At 70.1% G+C, this 14,230-nt stretch carries 13 protein-coding genes; all 13 read right to left on the bottom strand.

Going from position 1 to position 14,230, the window contains the following annotated elements; genetic code table 11:
- Nucleotides 1-113: 113 nt before the first annotated feature.
- The 13 genes from ACIGXP_RS19965 to ACIGXP_RS19905 all read right to left on the bottom strand — a co-directional run bounded on the left by ACIGXP_RS19965 (nucleotide 114) and on the right by ACIGXP_RS19905 (nucleotide 14,153).
- Entirely contained in the window at nucleotides 114-1,238 is a 1,125-nt protein-coding gene (locus ACIGXP_RS19965) for a DivIVA domain-containing protein (protein WP_399770003.1), read from the bottom strand.
- Between the two features lie 52 nt (nucleotides 1,239-1,290).
- Nucleotides 1,291-1,581 (bottom strand): YggT family protein, encoded by a 291-nt coding sequence (locus tag ACIGXP_RS19960; protein WP_363218714.1) that lies wholly within the window; start codon nucleotides 1,579-1,581, stop codon nucleotides 1,291-1,293.
- 61 nt (nucleotides 1,582-1,642) lie between these two features.
- Nucleotides 1,643-2,284 (bottom strand): cell division protein SepF, encoded by a 642-nt coding sequence (locus ACIGXP_RS19955; RefSeq protein WP_351247086.1) that lies wholly within the window; start codon nucleotides 2,282-2,284, stop codon nucleotides 1,643-1,645.
- Between the two features lie 128 nt (nucleotides 2,285-2,412).
- A complete protein-coding gene (locus tag ACIGXP_RS19950) occupies nucleotides 2,413-3,132 on the bottom strand; it encodes a YggS family pyridoxal phosphate-dependent enzyme (RefSeq protein ID WP_363218715.1) in 720 nt (239 codons plus the stop codon).
- 6 nt (nucleotides 3,133-3,138) lie between these two features.
- Nucleotides 3,139-3,867, bottom strand: a complete 729-nt coding sequence (gene pgeF, locus ACIGXP_RS19945) for a peptidoglycan editing factor PgeF (protein WP_399769999.1) — start codon at nucleotides 3,865-3,867, stop codon at nucleotides 3,139-3,141.
- Entirely contained in the window at nucleotides 3,864-5,072 is a 1,209-nt protein-coding gene (ftsZ, locus tag ACIGXP_RS19940; protein WP_363218717.1) for a cell division protein FtsZ, read from the bottom strand. The genes pgeF and ftsZ overlap by 4 nt, the downstream gene beginning before the upstream one ends.
- 279 nt (nucleotides 5,073-5,351) lie before the next feature.
- Entirely contained in the window at nucleotides 5,352-6,149 is a 798-nt protein-coding gene (locus ACIGXP_RS19935; protein ID WP_399769997.1) for a cell division protein FtsQ/DivIB, read from the bottom strand.
- 26 nt (nucleotides 6,150-6,175) lie between these two features.
- Nucleotides 6,176-7,264, bottom strand: coding sequence for an undecaprenyldiphospho-muramoylpentapeptide beta-N-acetylglucosaminyltransferase (gene murG, locus ACIGXP_RS19930; protein ID WP_351247096.1), 1,089 nt, complete (start codon nucleotides 7,262-7,264; stop codon nucleotides 6,176-6,178).
- Nucleotides 7,265-7,270: 6 nt separating this feature from the next.
- Nucleotides 7,271-8,632: a putative lipid II flippase FtsW gene (gene ftsW, locus ACIGXP_RS19925; RefSeq protein WP_363218719.1), complete on the bottom strand. Its 1,362-nt coding sequence runs from the start codon at nucleotides 8,630-8,632 to the stop codon at nucleotides 7,271-7,273.
- A 68-nt stretch (nucleotides 8,633-8,700) separates the two neighbouring features.
- The gene (gene murD, locus ACIGXP_RS19920; protein WP_399769994.1) at nucleotides 8,701-10,137 is read right to left on the bottom strand and encodes a UDP-N-acetylmuramoyl-L-alanine--D-glutamate ligase; all 1,437 of its coding nucleotides are present in this window, start codon (nucleotides 10,135-10,137) and stop codon (nucleotides 8,701-8,703) included.
- Nucleotides 10,119-11,192 carry a phospho-N-acetylmuramoyl-pentapeptide-transferase gene (gene mraY, locus ACIGXP_RS19915; RefSeq protein WP_363218721.1) on the bottom strand — a complete coding sequence of 358 codons (1,074 nt, stop codon included), beginning with the start codon at nucleotides 11,190-11,192 and terminating at the stop codon, nucleotides 10,119-10,121. Before mraY ends, murD begins: the two co-directional genes overlap by 19 nt.
- On the bottom strand, nucleotides 11,189-12,604 hold the full coding sequence (gene murF, locus ACIGXP_RS19910) for a UDP-N-acetylmuramoyl-tripeptide--D-alanyl-D-alanine ligase (RefSeq protein WP_363218722.1): 1,416 nt from the start codon (nucleotides 12,602-12,604) through the stop codon (nucleotides 11,189-11,191). Before murF ends, mraY begins: the two co-directional genes overlap by 4 nt.
- A 28-nt stretch (nucleotides 12,605-12,632) precedes the next feature.
- Nucleotides 12,633-14,153 (bottom strand): UDP-N-acetylmuramoyl-L-alanyl-D-glutamate--2,6-diaminopimelate ligase, encoded by a 1,521-nt coding sequence (locus ACIGXP_RS19905; RefSeq protein WP_399769991.1) that lies wholly within the window; start codon nucleotides 14,151-14,153, stop codon nucleotides 12,633-12,635.
- Nucleotides 14,154-14,230: the final 77 nt, after the last annotated feature.

The following is a 14,230-nucleotide window of genomic DNA, read 5'->3' as shown; positions in this document are numbered from 1 at the left end:
CACACATGCGAGTAACGCAACCCGCGTAAAAAGGGCGGGCCCCCAGGACCGAAGTCCAAGGGGCCCGCCCTATTGAGCGCTGCCGACGCCGTTGTCGTACTAGTGCCCGGTGCTCAGTTGTCGTCCTCGTCGATCAGGAACCCGCGCATCGGCGAGGGTGCCTGGCCCATCGGGGACGGGCCCTGCGGGCGGACCGGGGCCATGGGCTGGGTCATGGCCGGGGTCATCTGCTGCTGGCCGCCGTAGGACGGGGCGGACGGAGCGGGGTTGCCGCCCATCGTCTGGTTGCCGCCGTACGACGGGGCGCTCGCGCCGGCCGGAGCCATGGAGGGCGCCGGGGACGGCGGCAGGGACGCGGTGGCCGGGGTACGCGGCGGGGCCAGCGAGTCGTCGGCCTGGGTCTCCAGCTGGCGCAGCTGGGACTCCAGGTACGACTTCAGGCGCGTGCGGTACTCGCGTTCGAAGCCGCGCAGGTCCTCGACCTTGCGCTCCAGCGTGGCGCGGGCGGACTCCAGGGAGCCCATCGCGACACGGTGCTTCTCCTGCGCGTCCCGCTCCAGGGCGTCGGCCTTGGCACGGGCGTCACGCTCCAGACCCTCGGCGCGGCTGCGGGCCTCGCCGACGATCTTGTTGGCCTCGGAGCGGGCCTCGGCGATCGCCTGGTCGGCGGTCTGCTGGGCCAGCGAGAGGACACGGGCGGCGCTGTCGCCACCGGGGCCCTGACCGGGGCCGCCCATCGGACCGCCCATGGGGCCGCCCATCGGACCGCCCATCTGCTGCTGCATGGGCGGCTGACCGCCCATCGGGCCCTGGCCCATCGGACCCTGACCCATCGGGCCGGGACCCTGCGGACCGCCCTGGCCGCCGGGACCGGCGGGCAGCTGCGGGGCACCGCTCGGCAGCTGGGGCGGACCACCCATGGGGCCACCCATCTGCTGCTGCGGCGGGCCCGATATGCCGGCGGGCACCGGCGCGCCGGGACCTCGCATGCCCTGCTGCTGAGGATGCTGCTGCTGGTCCTGCTCCGGCGGGCCCTTGCGCATGTTCTGCTGGTTCTGCGCGGCCGCACGGGTCGCCGCGGCCAGCTTGGCGCGCAGGTCCTCGTTCTCGCGGAGCAGACGGGTCAGTTCGGCTTCGACCTCGTCGAGGAAGGCATCGACCTCGTCCTCGTCATAGCCTTCTCGGAGGCGGACGGTCGTGAACTGCTTGTTCCGCACGTCCTCGGGGGTCAACGGCATCTCTTCACCTCAACGTAGTCATCGGCAGTCGGCAAGACCGTATCGTCCATCCTCATCCCACGAAGTTCCCCGTGATCGAGAGGAGGATGTAGACGATGATCATCAGTACGAAGAAGGACAGGTCGAGCGCCACGCCCCCGAGACGCAGCGGCGGAATGAACCGCCGCAGAAGCTTCAGCGGTGGATCGGTGACAGTGTAGGTGGCCTCCAGTACGACCACCATCGCCTTGCCGGGTTGCCACGAGCGGGCGAACTGGAACACGTAATCCATGACCAGCCGGAAGATGAGCACGGCGAGGAACACCAGCAGCGCGGTGTGGACCACCGTGACGAACACGCTCATGGCCTGCGCTTCCCTCTCCCCTGTTCCATGCTCTTCCGAGCCTCGATCCGGTTGTTGCGTCTCAGCTCTGGTTGAAGAACCCGCCCTCTGCGATGCGGGCCTTGTCCTCCGCCGTGACATCGACGTTAGCAGGAGACAACAGGAACACCTTCTGCGTCACCCGCTCGATGCTGCCGTGAAGACCAAACACCAAACCGGCCGCAAAGTCGACAAGTCGCTTCGCGTCTGTGTCGTCCATCTCAGTCAAATTCATGATCACCGGCGTGCCCTCACGGAAGTGTTCCCCGATGGTACGGGCTTCGTTGTAGGTCCGGGGGTGAAGCGTGGTGATCCGGTAAGGCTCTCGCTCGGACACAACCTTGGGCATGATCACCGGTGCGTTCTTCTCGAGGGACTGACGTTCTTGTGTGATGGATGCCACGGGCGCGATCCGCGCGGGGCGTCCGGTTTCCGCGGCGAGCGCCGTCGAACGGGCCACCGGCTCACGCGGCGCGGGCGGTTGCACGATTCGCACCTCTTCATCCCTTTGGGGCTGATGTGCGCTGTGCGACGAGTGTGACGATTCATGCCGTCGGTGGTCCCGCTCGGGCTCCGGGTCCAACTCGGGTTCGAAGTCGTCGTCGGGGTCGAATCCGCGGCCGTCGTACCCATCGTCCTCCACGAGGCCGAGGTAGACCGCCATCTTGCGCATCGCGCCGGCCATGCTCTGAGTCCTCCGCTCTGTGGTGGATCGGCTGACGACTGCCAAGTGCCTGCGATCCACGTGGTCGTTGTGCCCGCCTTCACAGGCATTGACCATATTTTCTGCTGTGGTCCGACTTCCTGGCGACGTTACCCGAGCCTGGGGCGGACTCCGAGTACCGCAGTGCCGACGCGCACATGTGTCGCTCCGGCGGCCACGGCCTGTTCGAGGTCCGCACTCATCCCTGCTGACACCATGGTTGCAGCCGGATGGGTTCGGCGCAGGTCAGTCGACAAATCCATGAGCCGCTGAAACGCCTCCTGTTCGCGTCCCGCGTACTCCCCGGTGAGCGGAGCGACGGTCATCAGTCCGTCGAGCCGCAGCCCGGGCGCCTCGCCGACGAGGTCGGCCAACTCTTCGATTCCGGCCGGGGACACGCCTCCGCGCTCGCCGCGGCCGCTCACGCCCGCGTCCAGCGCGACCTGGATCAGGCAGCCGACCTCGCGCTCCGCCCGCACCGCCTCCTTCGACAGCGCGGTGACGAGCCGGGCGCGGTCGACGGACTGCACGACATCGGCATAACCGACTACCGAACGAACCTTGTTGGTCTGCAATTGACCGACAAAGTGCCATTTCAGTGGCAGATCCGCGCACGCGGCGGCCTTCGGGGCCGCGTCCTGGTCACGGTTCTCGGCGACATGACGCACACCGAGTTCCGACAGGATCCGCACATCGCTCGCCGGGTAGGTCTTGGTGACCACGATCAGGGTCACCTCCTCCCGCTCGCGCCCCGCCGCCACACACGCGGCGGTGATGCGCTCCTCCACTTTCGCCAGATTTCCGGCGAGTTCGGTCTTACGGTCCGTCATGCCCCATCAGTCCAGCCACACATAGCCCGCGAGCCGCCCGGTCGTGCGGTCACGGCGGTACGAGAAGTGGTCGTCCGACTCCAGCGTGCACACCGGTGACTGCGCCCGGTCGCACACCCCGAGCCGGTCGAGCTGCGCGTGCACCCCGGCGCTCACATCGACCGCCGGCGTGCCCCAGCTCGTCTCAGCGTGCGCCGCCGGCTCGACGGCCGCCACCTCGGCGCGCATCGCCTCCGGCACCTCGTAGCACCGCCCGCAGACGGCCGGCCCGGTGCGCGCGACGATCCGGCCGGGCTCGGCGCCGAGTTCGGCCATGGCCCGTACGGCCGCGGGGACGACCCCCTTGACCATGCCGGGCCGTCCGGCGTGGGCGGCCGCCACGACCCCCGCCACGGGGTCGGCCAGCAGCACCGGCACGCAGTCGGCGGTGAGGACGGCGAGGGCGGGCCCGCGGCGGGTGGTGACGATCGCGTCGACCTCGGGCACCGGGCGGTCTTCCCAGGGCTCGTCCACCACGGCCACATCGGCGCCGTGCACCTGGTTCATCCAGACGACCAGGGCCGGGTCGAGGCCGAGCGTCTTGGCGGCGATGTCCCGGTTGGCCCGTACGGCCTCGGGGTCGTCGCCGACCGCGCCGCCCAGATTCAGCTCCTCATACGGAGCGGCGCTCACCCCGCCCCACCGGTCGGTGAAGGCGAAGTGCGCGCCGCTCACGCTCTCGCGCCGTCCTATCACTTGAGGAAGTCCGGGACGTCCAGTTCCTCGGCCGCGCTGTCCGAGTAGGTCCGGGGCGCCGGCGTCACCGGCGGGGCGACCGGGATGTCGGGCACCGGCTCGGGCGCCGGCTCCGGCTCCTCCTTCGGCGTCACGCTGCCGAGCGAGCCGAAGGCCGGCCGGCTGGGCTCGGCCGGGCGTGCCGGGGCGGGCTCCTCGCGGCGGGGGGCCGTCGAGGACGAGGCCGACCCGAGGACGTTGTCCCGGCGGGCCGGCGGCTGGCCGCCGTCGAAGCCGGCGGCGATCACGGTGACCCGTACCTCGTCGCCGAGGGCGTCGTCGATGACCGCACCGAAGATGATGTTGGCCTCGGGGTGGGCGGCCTCGCTGACCAGCTGGGCGGCCTCGTTGATCTCGAACAGGCCGAGGTCGCTGCCGCCGGAGATGGAGAGCAGCACGCCGCGGGCGCCGTCGATGGACGCCTCCAGCAGCGGCGAGGAGATCGCCATCTCGGCGGCGGCCACCGCGCGGTCGTCGCCGCGGGCCGAGCCGATGCCCATGAGGGCGGAACCGGCCTCGGACATGACCGACTTCACGTCGGCGAAGTCGAGGTTGATCAGACCCGGTGTGGTGATGAGGTCGGTGATGCCCTGGACACCGGAGAGCAGGACCTGGTCGGCGGACTTGAACGCGTCCAGGACCGAGACCTGGCGGTCCGAGATGGACAGCAGCCGGTCGTTGGGGATCACGATGAGGGTGTCGACCTCTTCGCGCAGTTCGGCGATGCCGTCCTCGGCCTGGTTCGCGCGGCGCCGTCCCTCGAAGGTGAACGGGCGCGTGACCACGCCGATGGTGAGGGCGCCGAGGGAGCGCGCGATGTTGGCCACGACGGGTGCGCCGCCGGTGCCGGTGCCGCCGCCTTCACCGGCCGTCACGAAGACCATGTCGGCCCCCTTGAGGACCTCCTCGATCTCCTCGCGGTGGTCCTCGGCGGCCTTGCGGCCGACGGCCGGGTTGGCTCCGGCGCCGAGTCCGCGGGTGAGTTCCCGGCCGACGTCGAGCTTGACGTCGGCGTCGCTCATCAACAGCGCCTGTGCGTCGGTGTTGATGGCGATGAACTCGACGCCCTTGAGACCGACCTCGATCATCCGGTTGATGGCATTGACACCACCGCCGCCGACACCGATGACCTTGATGACTGCGAGGTAGTTCTGCGGTGCTGCCACGTCGAAGGCCTCTCGCCTCGAATTACGTTGTCGCCGCCGTGCGGTGCCCCGCGCCGGGACGACGGATGCCGAATGGGACGGTCCGTAGCGCCGACCCGAACCCTAACCCTGAAGTTTAGGGTTACCAGTGTGTCTGTTCCCTGGAGTCTTCTGAACAGGACACTAAGTCGACAAGTGGCGCCCGTTCAACGAACACGCCGAACCTCCCGTTTTTCTTTTCACCCTATGTGATCAGCCGTAGCAGTGCCCAACCAGGGTGCTGGCCTGCGCTGATGTGCGTCAACTCCGCGATGACGCAGGGGCGGTGGGGACGCTGACATCGAAGTGCCGCGCGCCGGGAGCTGCTTTCATGAGAGCTGTGAGGGTCCGTGCCTTGGCACGGCCGTTCTCGCCGCTGCCCCACAGGACCGTGCGGCCGTCGGCCAGCACCAGCGAGATGGCGTCAAAGGAACGGATTTGGACGGTCCGGGTCCGCTTCGCGACGGCGGCCGGCAGATCGCCGGCCACCCGGACCGCCTCACGCACCAGCCGGTCGGTGCCGAAACGCCGGAAGCCGGCGGCGCCTGAACCCGTGCGGGAGACGGACAATTCCAGCATCGGAACGGCATTCGGCGCCTGTGAAACCGTGGCGAAACGGACACCTTCGTCATCGACTTCGGTGAAGTCTCCGCCCTTTCGGAGCAGTAGAACCGGAGTGCGCTCAGTCACTTTCAGCCCGATTCCATGGGGCCAGGAACGGACTACATCAACCGCGTCAATCCGGGGCAATTTCCGGCGCAATCGTGCCTCGATGCCCTCGGTGTCGACGGAAATCATCGGCGCACCGACCGGCACCGCCGCCGCGTCGCGCACCTCGGCGGACGTGAGTACGCGCGTGCCGGACACCGACACATGGTCGACGCGCAGCCATGAGGAGCCGTACAACACCCAGGCGGTACCGGCACCGAGGAGCACGGCGGCGGCCACAGCCAGAATGACGATCGTACGAAGGCGCAGTTTCCCGGACCGTCGGCCGGGCGGCGGACCGGACGACTCCTGCTGGCGTTCACCGCGCTCGGCGGTAGTCGGTCCGGCCACCCTCACTGCCCTTTCGTCATACGGTCCTAACGGCGCGAGGCGATCGCCTCGTACACCATGCCGACGAGCAGCTCGTCGGCGTCCCGGCGGCCGAACTCGCTTGCCGCTCGGGACATCTCGTACAGCCGGTGCGGGTCGGCGAGCACGGGCAGGACGTTCTGCTGCACCCACTCGGGCGTCAGCTCCGCGTCGTCGACGAGGAGTCCGCCGCCGGCCTTGACCACCGGCTGGGCGTTGAGCCGCTGTTCGCCGTTGCCGATGGGCAGCGGGACATAGGCGGCCGGGAGCCCGACGGCGGAGAGTTCGGCGACGGTCATCGCGCCCGCGCGGCAGAGCATCATGTCGGCCGCGGCGTACGCGAGGTCCATCCGGTCCAGGTAACTTACCGGGACATAGGGCGGCATTCCCGGCATCTGCTGCACCTGCGGCAGTTCGTTCTTCGGGCCGACCGCGTGCAGGATCTGGATGCCCGCCTGCTGCAGCCACGGGGCGACCTGCTGGACCACCTCGTTCAGCCGCCGGGCACCCTGGGAGCCGCCGGAGACGAGCAGTGTGGGCAGGTTCGGGTCGAGGCCGAAACGGTGGCGGCCCTCGGGACGGGCGGCGGCGCGGTCCAGGGTGGCGATGGAGCGGCGCAGCGGGATGCCGATGTAGCGGGCGTCGCGCAGCTTGCTGTCCGGCGTCGAGACGGCGACCCGGGCGGCGTACCTGGAGCCGATCTTGTTGGCCAGGCCCGGGCGGGCGTTCGCCTCGTGGATCACGATGGGCACGCCGAGCCGCTTGGCGGCCAGGTAGCCCGGCAGGGCGACGTAACCGCCGAAGCCGACCACGACGTCCGCCTTGGTGCGCTCCAGGATCTGCTCGGCGGCCTTGATCGTGCCGCGCAGCCGGCCCGGGACGGTGATCAGCTCGGGGGTTGGCTTGCGGGGCAGCGGCACCGCCGGGATCAGCGCCAGCTCGTAGCCGCGCTCCGGGACGAGCCTGGTCTCCAGACCGCGTTCCGTGCCCAGGGCCGTGATCCCCACGGTCGGGTCCTGCCTGCGCAGGGCGTCCGCGAGGGCGAGCGCGGGCTCGATGTGGCCCGCGGTGCCCCCGCCGGCGAGTACGACATGCACCGAAATTCACCGCTCTCCGGACGAACGCGCCGATGAGGCACGCCGTCGCATCGTGTTCCATCTCCGAGGCGCCCGGCCGGAACCGGAACCTCCCGCCCGCTTTCTACCAAAGCGGGGTTGCCGCATCGCAAGCGCTGCCCGCGCAGCGGGCTCGTCGCGCGCGAAGGCGATCAGCAGCCCGATGGCGAACATGGTCGGCAGCAGGGCGGATCCTCCGTAGGAGAACAGCGGGAGGGGGACGCCGGCGATCGGCAGCAGACCGAGCACCGCACCGATGTTGATCACCGCCTGGGCGGTGATCCAGGTGGTCACGCCTCCCGCGGCATACCTCACGAAGGGGTCCTCCGTGCGTCCGGCCACGCGGATACCCGCATAGCCTAGAGCCGCGAACAGGGCGAGCACCGACAGCGTCCCCGCCAGGCCCAGTTCCTCACCGGTGACGGCGAAGATGAAGTCGGTGTGGGCTTCCGGCAGTTGACCCCATTTTTCCACACTTGCACCGAGTCCGGAGCCGAAGAGTCCGCCGGAGGCGAGGGCGTAGATGCCGTGCACGGCCTGCCAGCAGTCGGCGACGCCGGCCTTGGGCTCGGTCGCGCCGATGCAGGAGAGCCGGGCCATCCGGTTGGGGCTGGTCTTGATGAGGACGAAACCGATCAGGGCGGCGATCTGCAGCACCACGGCGAACAGCCGCGTCGGCGCCCCGGCGAGCCACAGCAGGCCGAACAGGATCGCCGTGAGGATGATCGCGGTACCCATGTCGCCGCCGAGCATGATCAGCCCGAGCAGCACAAAGGCGACCGGTACCAGCGGCACCAGCATGTGCTTCCACTGGGTCAGCAGCTTCCGCTCCTGCTTGCGCGCGATCAGGTCCGCACCCCACAGCACCAGGGCGAGCTTGCCGAACTCGCTGGGCTGGATCTGGAAGGAGCCGCCGAGGGAGATCCAGTTCTGGTTGCCGTTGACCGCCATCCCTATCCCCGGCACCTGCACCAGGGCCATCGTGAAGACGGCACCGGCCAGGATCGGGTACGCCAGCGCCCGGTGCAGTTTCACCGGCATGCGGGAGGCCGCGAACAGCAGTACGCCGCCCAGCGCGGCGGCCAGCAGCTGCTTGCGGAAGAAGTACGACCCCGGCAGCGACATCTGCAGCGCGGTGATCTGGGAGGCCGAGTAGACCATCACCAGGCCCAGCACGATGATCAGCACACTGCCGCCGAGGATCAGGTAGTAGGCGGTCAGCGGGCGGTCCCAGGCCTTTCGCGCGCGGGTGTAGAGCCGTTGTACGGGGTTGTCGCGCGAGGACCCGGGAACGGCGGGACGCCGGGACGCCCGTTGCACGGGTGGCCGGCCGGTACGGCTACTGGGCATCGGCGCCTCCGCTGAACGTCGACCGTCCCACGCGTCCCTCCCAAGATCCGCCCGGCAGGCGGCCGGGGTCAGGCTTCGAGTTCGCGGACCGCCGCCGCGAACGCGTCACCGCGCTGGTTGTAGTTGGTGAACATGTCCATGGAGGCACAGGCCGGGGCCAGCAGCACCGTGTCACCGGGCTGCGCGAGCCGCTTCGCTTCCGTCACCGCCTGGAGCATCGCCCCAGTGTCGGTCCGGTCGAGGTCCACCACGGGTACTTCCGGCGCGTGTCGCGCGAGGGCCTCGCGGATCAGGGCGCGATCGGCACCGATCAGTACGGCACCGCGAAGTCGCTTCGCCGACTTGGCGACGAGCTCGTCGAAGGTCGCCCCCTTCGCCAGACCGCCCGCAATCCATACAATCGACTCATATGACGCCAAAGATGCTTCGGCGGCATGCGTGTTGGTCGCCTTGGAGTCGTCCACGTACGTCACCGAGTCGATGTCGGCGACGCGCGCGATGCGATGGGCGTCCGGCCGGAAGGCCCTGAGGCCCTCGCGCACGGCCTTGGCGGACACCCCGAAGGCACGCGCGAGGGCCGCCGCGGCAAGGGCGTTGGCGATGTTGTGCGGGGCCGGCGGGTTGACGTCGGAGACCTCGGCCAGCTCCTGGGCGTTCTTCTGCCGGTTCTCCACGAAGGCGCGGTCGACCAGGATGCCGTCAACGACGCCGAGTTGGGAGGGTGCGGGGGTGCCGAGGGTGAACCCGATGGCCCGGCAGCCCTCCTCCACGTCCGCCTCGCGCACCAGGTCCTCGGTGGCCTTGTCCTCGACGTTGTACACGCAGGCGACCCGATTGCCCTCGTAGATACGGCCCTTGTCGCGGGCGTAGGCCTCCATGGAGCCGTGCCAGTCCAGGTGGTCCGGCGCGAGGTTGAGGACCGCGGCCGAATGCGCCCGCAGGGAGGGCGCCCAGTGGAGCTGGTAGCTGGAGAGCTCCACGGCGAGGACGTCGTAGCTCTCCTCGCCGAGGACCGCGTCCAGCAGGGAGACGCCGATGTTGCCGACGGCGGCCGTGCGCAGGCCCGCGGCCTTCAGGATCGACGCGAGCATCTGCACGGTCGTGGTCTTGCCGTTGGTGCCCGTGACGGCCAGCCAGGGCGCCGCGTCGGGCCCGCGCAGGCGCCAGGCCAGCTCGACGTCGCCCCAGACCGGCACGCCCGCCTTCCCGGCCGCCAGGAACAGCGGCTTGTCGGGCTGCCAGCCGGGCGCGGTGACGATCAGCTCGGTGCCCTCCGGCAGTGAGGCCCCGTCGCCGAGCCGCACGGTGATGCCGAGCGCCTCCAGTTCGGCGGCCTGCTCACGCGCGCGTGCGTCGTCGCCGTCGTTGACGACCGTGACGATCGCCCCGCGCGCGTGCAGCACCTTGGCCGCCGGGACGCCGGAGACGCCGAGCCCGGCGACGGTGACGTGCTTGCCCTGGAAGTCGAAGAGCTCCGAGGTGGAGGTCACTTGTCCGCTGCCCATCCTGCGTAGAAGAGGCCCAGTCCGACGATCACACAGATGCCCTGAATGATCCAGAATCGGACCACGACCAGGACCTCGGACCAGCCCTTGAGTTCGAAGTGGTGCTGCAGGGGCGCCATCCGGAAGACACGCTTTCCGGTGAGCCGGAAGGAGCCGACCTGGATGACGACCGACATGGTGATGAGGACGAACAGGCCGCCCATGATGGCCAGCAGCAGCTCCGTGCGGGAGAGGATGGCCAGACCGGTGAGGACACCGCCGAGGGCGAGCGAGCCGGTGTCGCCCATGAAGATCTTCGCCGGCGAGGTGTTCCACCACAGGAAGCCCAGGCAGGCGCCCATCAGCGCGGAGGCGATCACCGCGAGGTCGAGCGGGTCGCGCACCTCGTAGCAGGCGGCCGGGTTGGTCAGGGTCTGCGCGTTGGCGCAGGACTCCTGGAACTGCCAGGTGCCGATGAACGTGTAGGCACCGAAGACGAGCACGGAGGCGCCGGTGGCCAGACCGTCCAGACCGTCGGTGAGGTTCACGCCGTTCGACATCGCGAGGATCATGAACAGCGCCCAGATCACGAACAGGACCGGGCCGATCTTCCAGCCGAAGTCGGTGATGAACGACAGCTTGTCGGAGGCCGGGGTGTTGCCGCGCGCGTCGGCGAACATCAGCGACAGCACCGCGAAGCCGATGCCGACGATCAGCTGGCCGGCCATCTTCGCCTTGGCCCGCAGACCCAGCGAACGCCGCTTGACGATCTTGATGTAGTCGTCGAGGAAGCCGACCAGGCCCATGCCGAACATCAGCCCGAGGACCAGCAGCCCGGAGTAGGTGGGCGGGTAACCGGTGATGAGCTTGCTCAGGAAGTACGCCGCGATCGTCGCCAGGATGAAGGCGATGCCGCCCATGGTCGGCGTACCGCGCTTGCTGGCGTGCTCGCGCGGGCCGTCGTCACGGATGTACTGGCCGTAGCCCTTGCGGGCGAGGAGCTTGATCAGCAGCGGGGTGCCGACCAGCGTCAGGAAGAGGCCAATGACTCCTGAGAACAGGATCTGCTTCATCATCGGGCGGCAACCTCACCCTCGGCACCGGTCTCGAGGAGCGCCTGGGCAACGCTCTCGAGCCCCACCGAACGGGACGCCTTCACGAGTACGACGTCCCCCGGGCGCAACTCGCTGCGCAACAGGTCGATCGCCGCCTGTGCGTCGGACACGTGCACCGACTCCTCACCCCACGAACCCTCGTTATATGCGCCCAGTTGCAGCCAGGAGGCTTCGAGCCCCCCGACGGCGACGAGCTTGCTGACGTTGAGCCGGACGGCGAGCCGTCCGACGGCGTCGTGCTCGGCGAGCGCCTCGTCCCCCAGCTCGGCCATCCGGCCGAGCACCGCCCACGTGCGGCGCCCCTTGCCCATGGCCGCGAGCGCCTTCAGGGCGGCCCGCATGGACTCGGGGTTGGCGTTGTAGGCGTCGTTGACGATGGTCACGCCGTCCGGGCGCTCGGTGACCTCCATGCGCCAGCGGGAGAGGGAGCCCGCCTCGGAGAGCGCGGTGGCGATCTCTTCCGCGGACATGCCCAGCTCATGGGCGACGGCGGCCGCGGCGAGCGCGTTCGACACGTGGTGCTCACCGTACAGGCGCATGGTCACATCGCATGCACCGGAGGGTGTGAGAAGCCTGAAGGAGGGCTGTCCGCTGTCCGTGAGTCGTACGTTCTCGGCGCGTACGTCCGCTTCGGCCGACTCTCCGAAAAGGACCACCTTCGCCTTGGTACGCGAGGCCATGGCCCTGACCAGCGGGTCGTCGGCGTTGAGGAGGGCGGCGCCGCCGTCCTCGGCCGACGGAAGGCCTTCGACGAGCTCGCCCTTGGCCTGCGCGATCTGCTCGCGGCCGCCGAACTCGCCGATGTGGGCGGTGCCGACGTTGAGCACCAGGCCGATCTTCGGCGGGGTGAGGCCGGTGAGGTAGCGGATGTGCCCGATGCCGCGGGCACCCATCTCCAGCACGAGGAACTGTGTCTCCTCGGTGGCGGACAGGGCGGTCAGCGGCAGCCCGATCTCGTTGTTGAGCGAGCCGGGCGTGAACACGGTCGGCGCCTTGCGCCGGAGCACCTGCGCGATCAGGTCCTTGGTGCTGGTCTTGCCCGCCGAGCCGGTCAGGGCGACGAGGGTCGCGCCGAGCCGCTCGACCACGTGCCGGGCGAGGGCGCCGAGGGCGGCCTGGACGTCCTCGACGACGATCGCGGGCACGCCGACCGGGCGCGACGCCAGTACGGCGACCGCGCCCGCCTCGACGACCTGCGCCGCGAAGTCGTGGCCGTCCACGCGCTCGCCGACGAAGGCGGCGAACAGGCTGCCGGGCTCCACCTCTCGGGAGTCCCGGACGACCGGGCCCGTGACCTGCGTGGACGGATCCGGTATGTCGTGCGTCTGCCCGCCGACGACTGCTGCGATCTCGGCGAGGGAGAGGGCGATCACAAGTTCATCCCCTGGGTCTTCTGGATTTTCATCCCTGGGTTTTCTGGATGGCTTCGCGGAGCACCTGGCGGTCGTCGAAGGGACGGACCACGCCGGCGATGTCCTGGCCCTGCTCGTGGCCCTTGCCCGCGACCAGCACGGTGTCGCCGGCCCGGGCGCGGCCCACGGCGGCGGCGATCGCGGCGGCCCGGTCCTCGAACAGGAGCACCTCGCCGCGCTCGTGCGCGGGCACGGCGGCCGCGCCCTGGAGCATGGTCGCGAGGATCGCGAGGGGGTCCTCGGAGCGGGGGTTGTCGGAGGTCAGTACGGCCGTGTCGGCGAGCCGGGCCGCGGCGGCGCCCATCGGGGCACGCTTGGTCCGGTCACGGTCGCCGCCGCAGCCGAGGACGACGTGCAGCCGGCCCTTGGTGACCTTGCGCAGCGCCTTGAGCACCGACTCCACCGCGTCGGTCTTGTGGGCGTAGTCCACGACCGCGAGGTAGGGCTGCCCGGCGTCCACGCGCTCCAGGCGGCCGGGCACGCCCGGTACGGCGGCGATGCCGTCGGCGGCGGCCTGCGGGTCGAGGCCGGCCGCGGCGAGGGCGACGATGGCGGCGAGGGTGTTCGCCACGTTGAAGGGGCCCGGCAGCGGCGACTTGGCGTGGACGCGCTCGCCGTTCGGGCCGACGACGGTGAAGGTCGAGTCCATGGGACCGACCTGGACGTGCTCGGCGCGCCAGTCGGCGTCGGGGTGCCCCTCGGCGGAGAAGGTGACGACCGGGACGGTCGCCTCCTCGGCGAGCCGGCGGCCGTACTCGTCGTCGGCGTTGACCACGCCGAGCCTGCTGCGTTCCGGCGTGAACAGCTGCGCCTTGGCCCGGAAGTAGTCCTCCATGTCGGAGTGGAACTCCATGTGTTCCGGGCTGAGGTTGGTGAACACGGCGATGTCGAAGACGCAGCCGTCGACCCGGCCGAGGACCAGGGCGTGGCTGGACACCTCCATGGCGACCGCCTCGACGCCGCGTTCGCGCATGACGGCGAAGAGCGCCTGCAGGTCGGTGGCCTCGGGGGTGGTGCGCTCGGACTTGATGCGCTCGTCGCCGATGCGCATCTCGACCGTGCCGACGAGACCGGTGGACTTCGCGGTGCGCAGACCGCCCTCGACCAGATAGGCCGTGGTGGTCTTGCCGGAGGTACCGGTGATGCCGATCTGGAGCAGGTCCCGGCCGGGGCGGCCGTAGATCGTCGCCGCCAGCTCGCCCATCCGTCCGCGCGGGTCGTCGACGACCAGGACCGGCAGTCCGGTCGCGGCGGCGCGCTCGGCGCCCGTCGGGTCGGTGAGCACGGCGGCCGCGCCCAGGCCGGCGGCCTGGGTGACGAAGTCGGCGCCGTGCAGACGGGCGCCCGGGAGGGCGGCGTACAGGTCGCCGGGGCGGACGGCGCGCGAGTCGTGGGTGATCCCCGTGATCTCGGCGGCGGCGTCCGGCACGGCGGCACCCAGCTGATCGGCCAGTTCCGCGAGGGGTGTGGCGGAGACCTCGGCCGGTCGCGGCGGTCCCGGATATGTCACGGAAGCGCCCTTCTGGGTGGTTTGGGACTGATCAGCGTGTGGCACGGCGGTGAGCGTACCCGGCGCACCCGCTCCGG

The organism is Streptomyces sp. NPDC053069 (assembly GCF_044546895.1).
Classification (GTDB): Bacteria; Actinomycetota; Actinomycetes; order Streptomycetales; family Streptomycetaceae; genus Streptomyces.
Note: the sequence above shows the minus strand (reverse complement) of the source record. Positions and strands in the feature narration are given on the sequence as shown.

What these genes read in the sequence shown, in the direction of transcription:
- ACIGXP_RS19965 (WP_399770003.1), bottom strand. Translation starts at nt 1,238, where the DNA reads ATGCCGTTGACCCCCGAGGACGTGCGGAACAAGCAGTTCACGACCGTC.
- ACIGXP_RS19960 (WP_363218714.1), bottom strand. Translation starts at nt 1,581, where the DNA reads ATGAGCGTGTTCGTCACGGTGGTCCACACCGCGCTGCTGGTGTTCCTC.
- ACIGXP_RS19955 (WP_351247086.1), bottom strand. Translation starts at nt 2,284, where the DNA reads ATGGCCGGCGCGATGCGCAAGATGGCGGTCTACCTCGGCCTCGTGGAG.
- ACIGXP_RS19950 (WP_363218715.1), bottom strand. Translation starts at nt 3,132, where the DNA reads ATGACGGACCGTAAGACCGAACTCGCCGGAAATCTGGCGAAAGTGGAG.
- ftsW (WP_363218719.1), bottom strand. Translation starts at nt 8,632, where the DNA reads ATGCCCAGTAGCCGTACCGGCCGGCCACCCGTGCAACGGGCGTCCCGG.
- murD (WP_399769994.1), bottom strand. Translation starts at nt 10,137, where the DNA reads ATGGGCAGCGGACAAGTGACCTCCACCTCGGAGCTCTTCGACTTCCAG.
- mraY (WP_363218721.1), bottom strand. Translation starts at nt 11,192, where the DNA reads ATGATGAAGCAGATCCTGTTCTCAGGAGTCATTGGCCTCTTCCTGACG.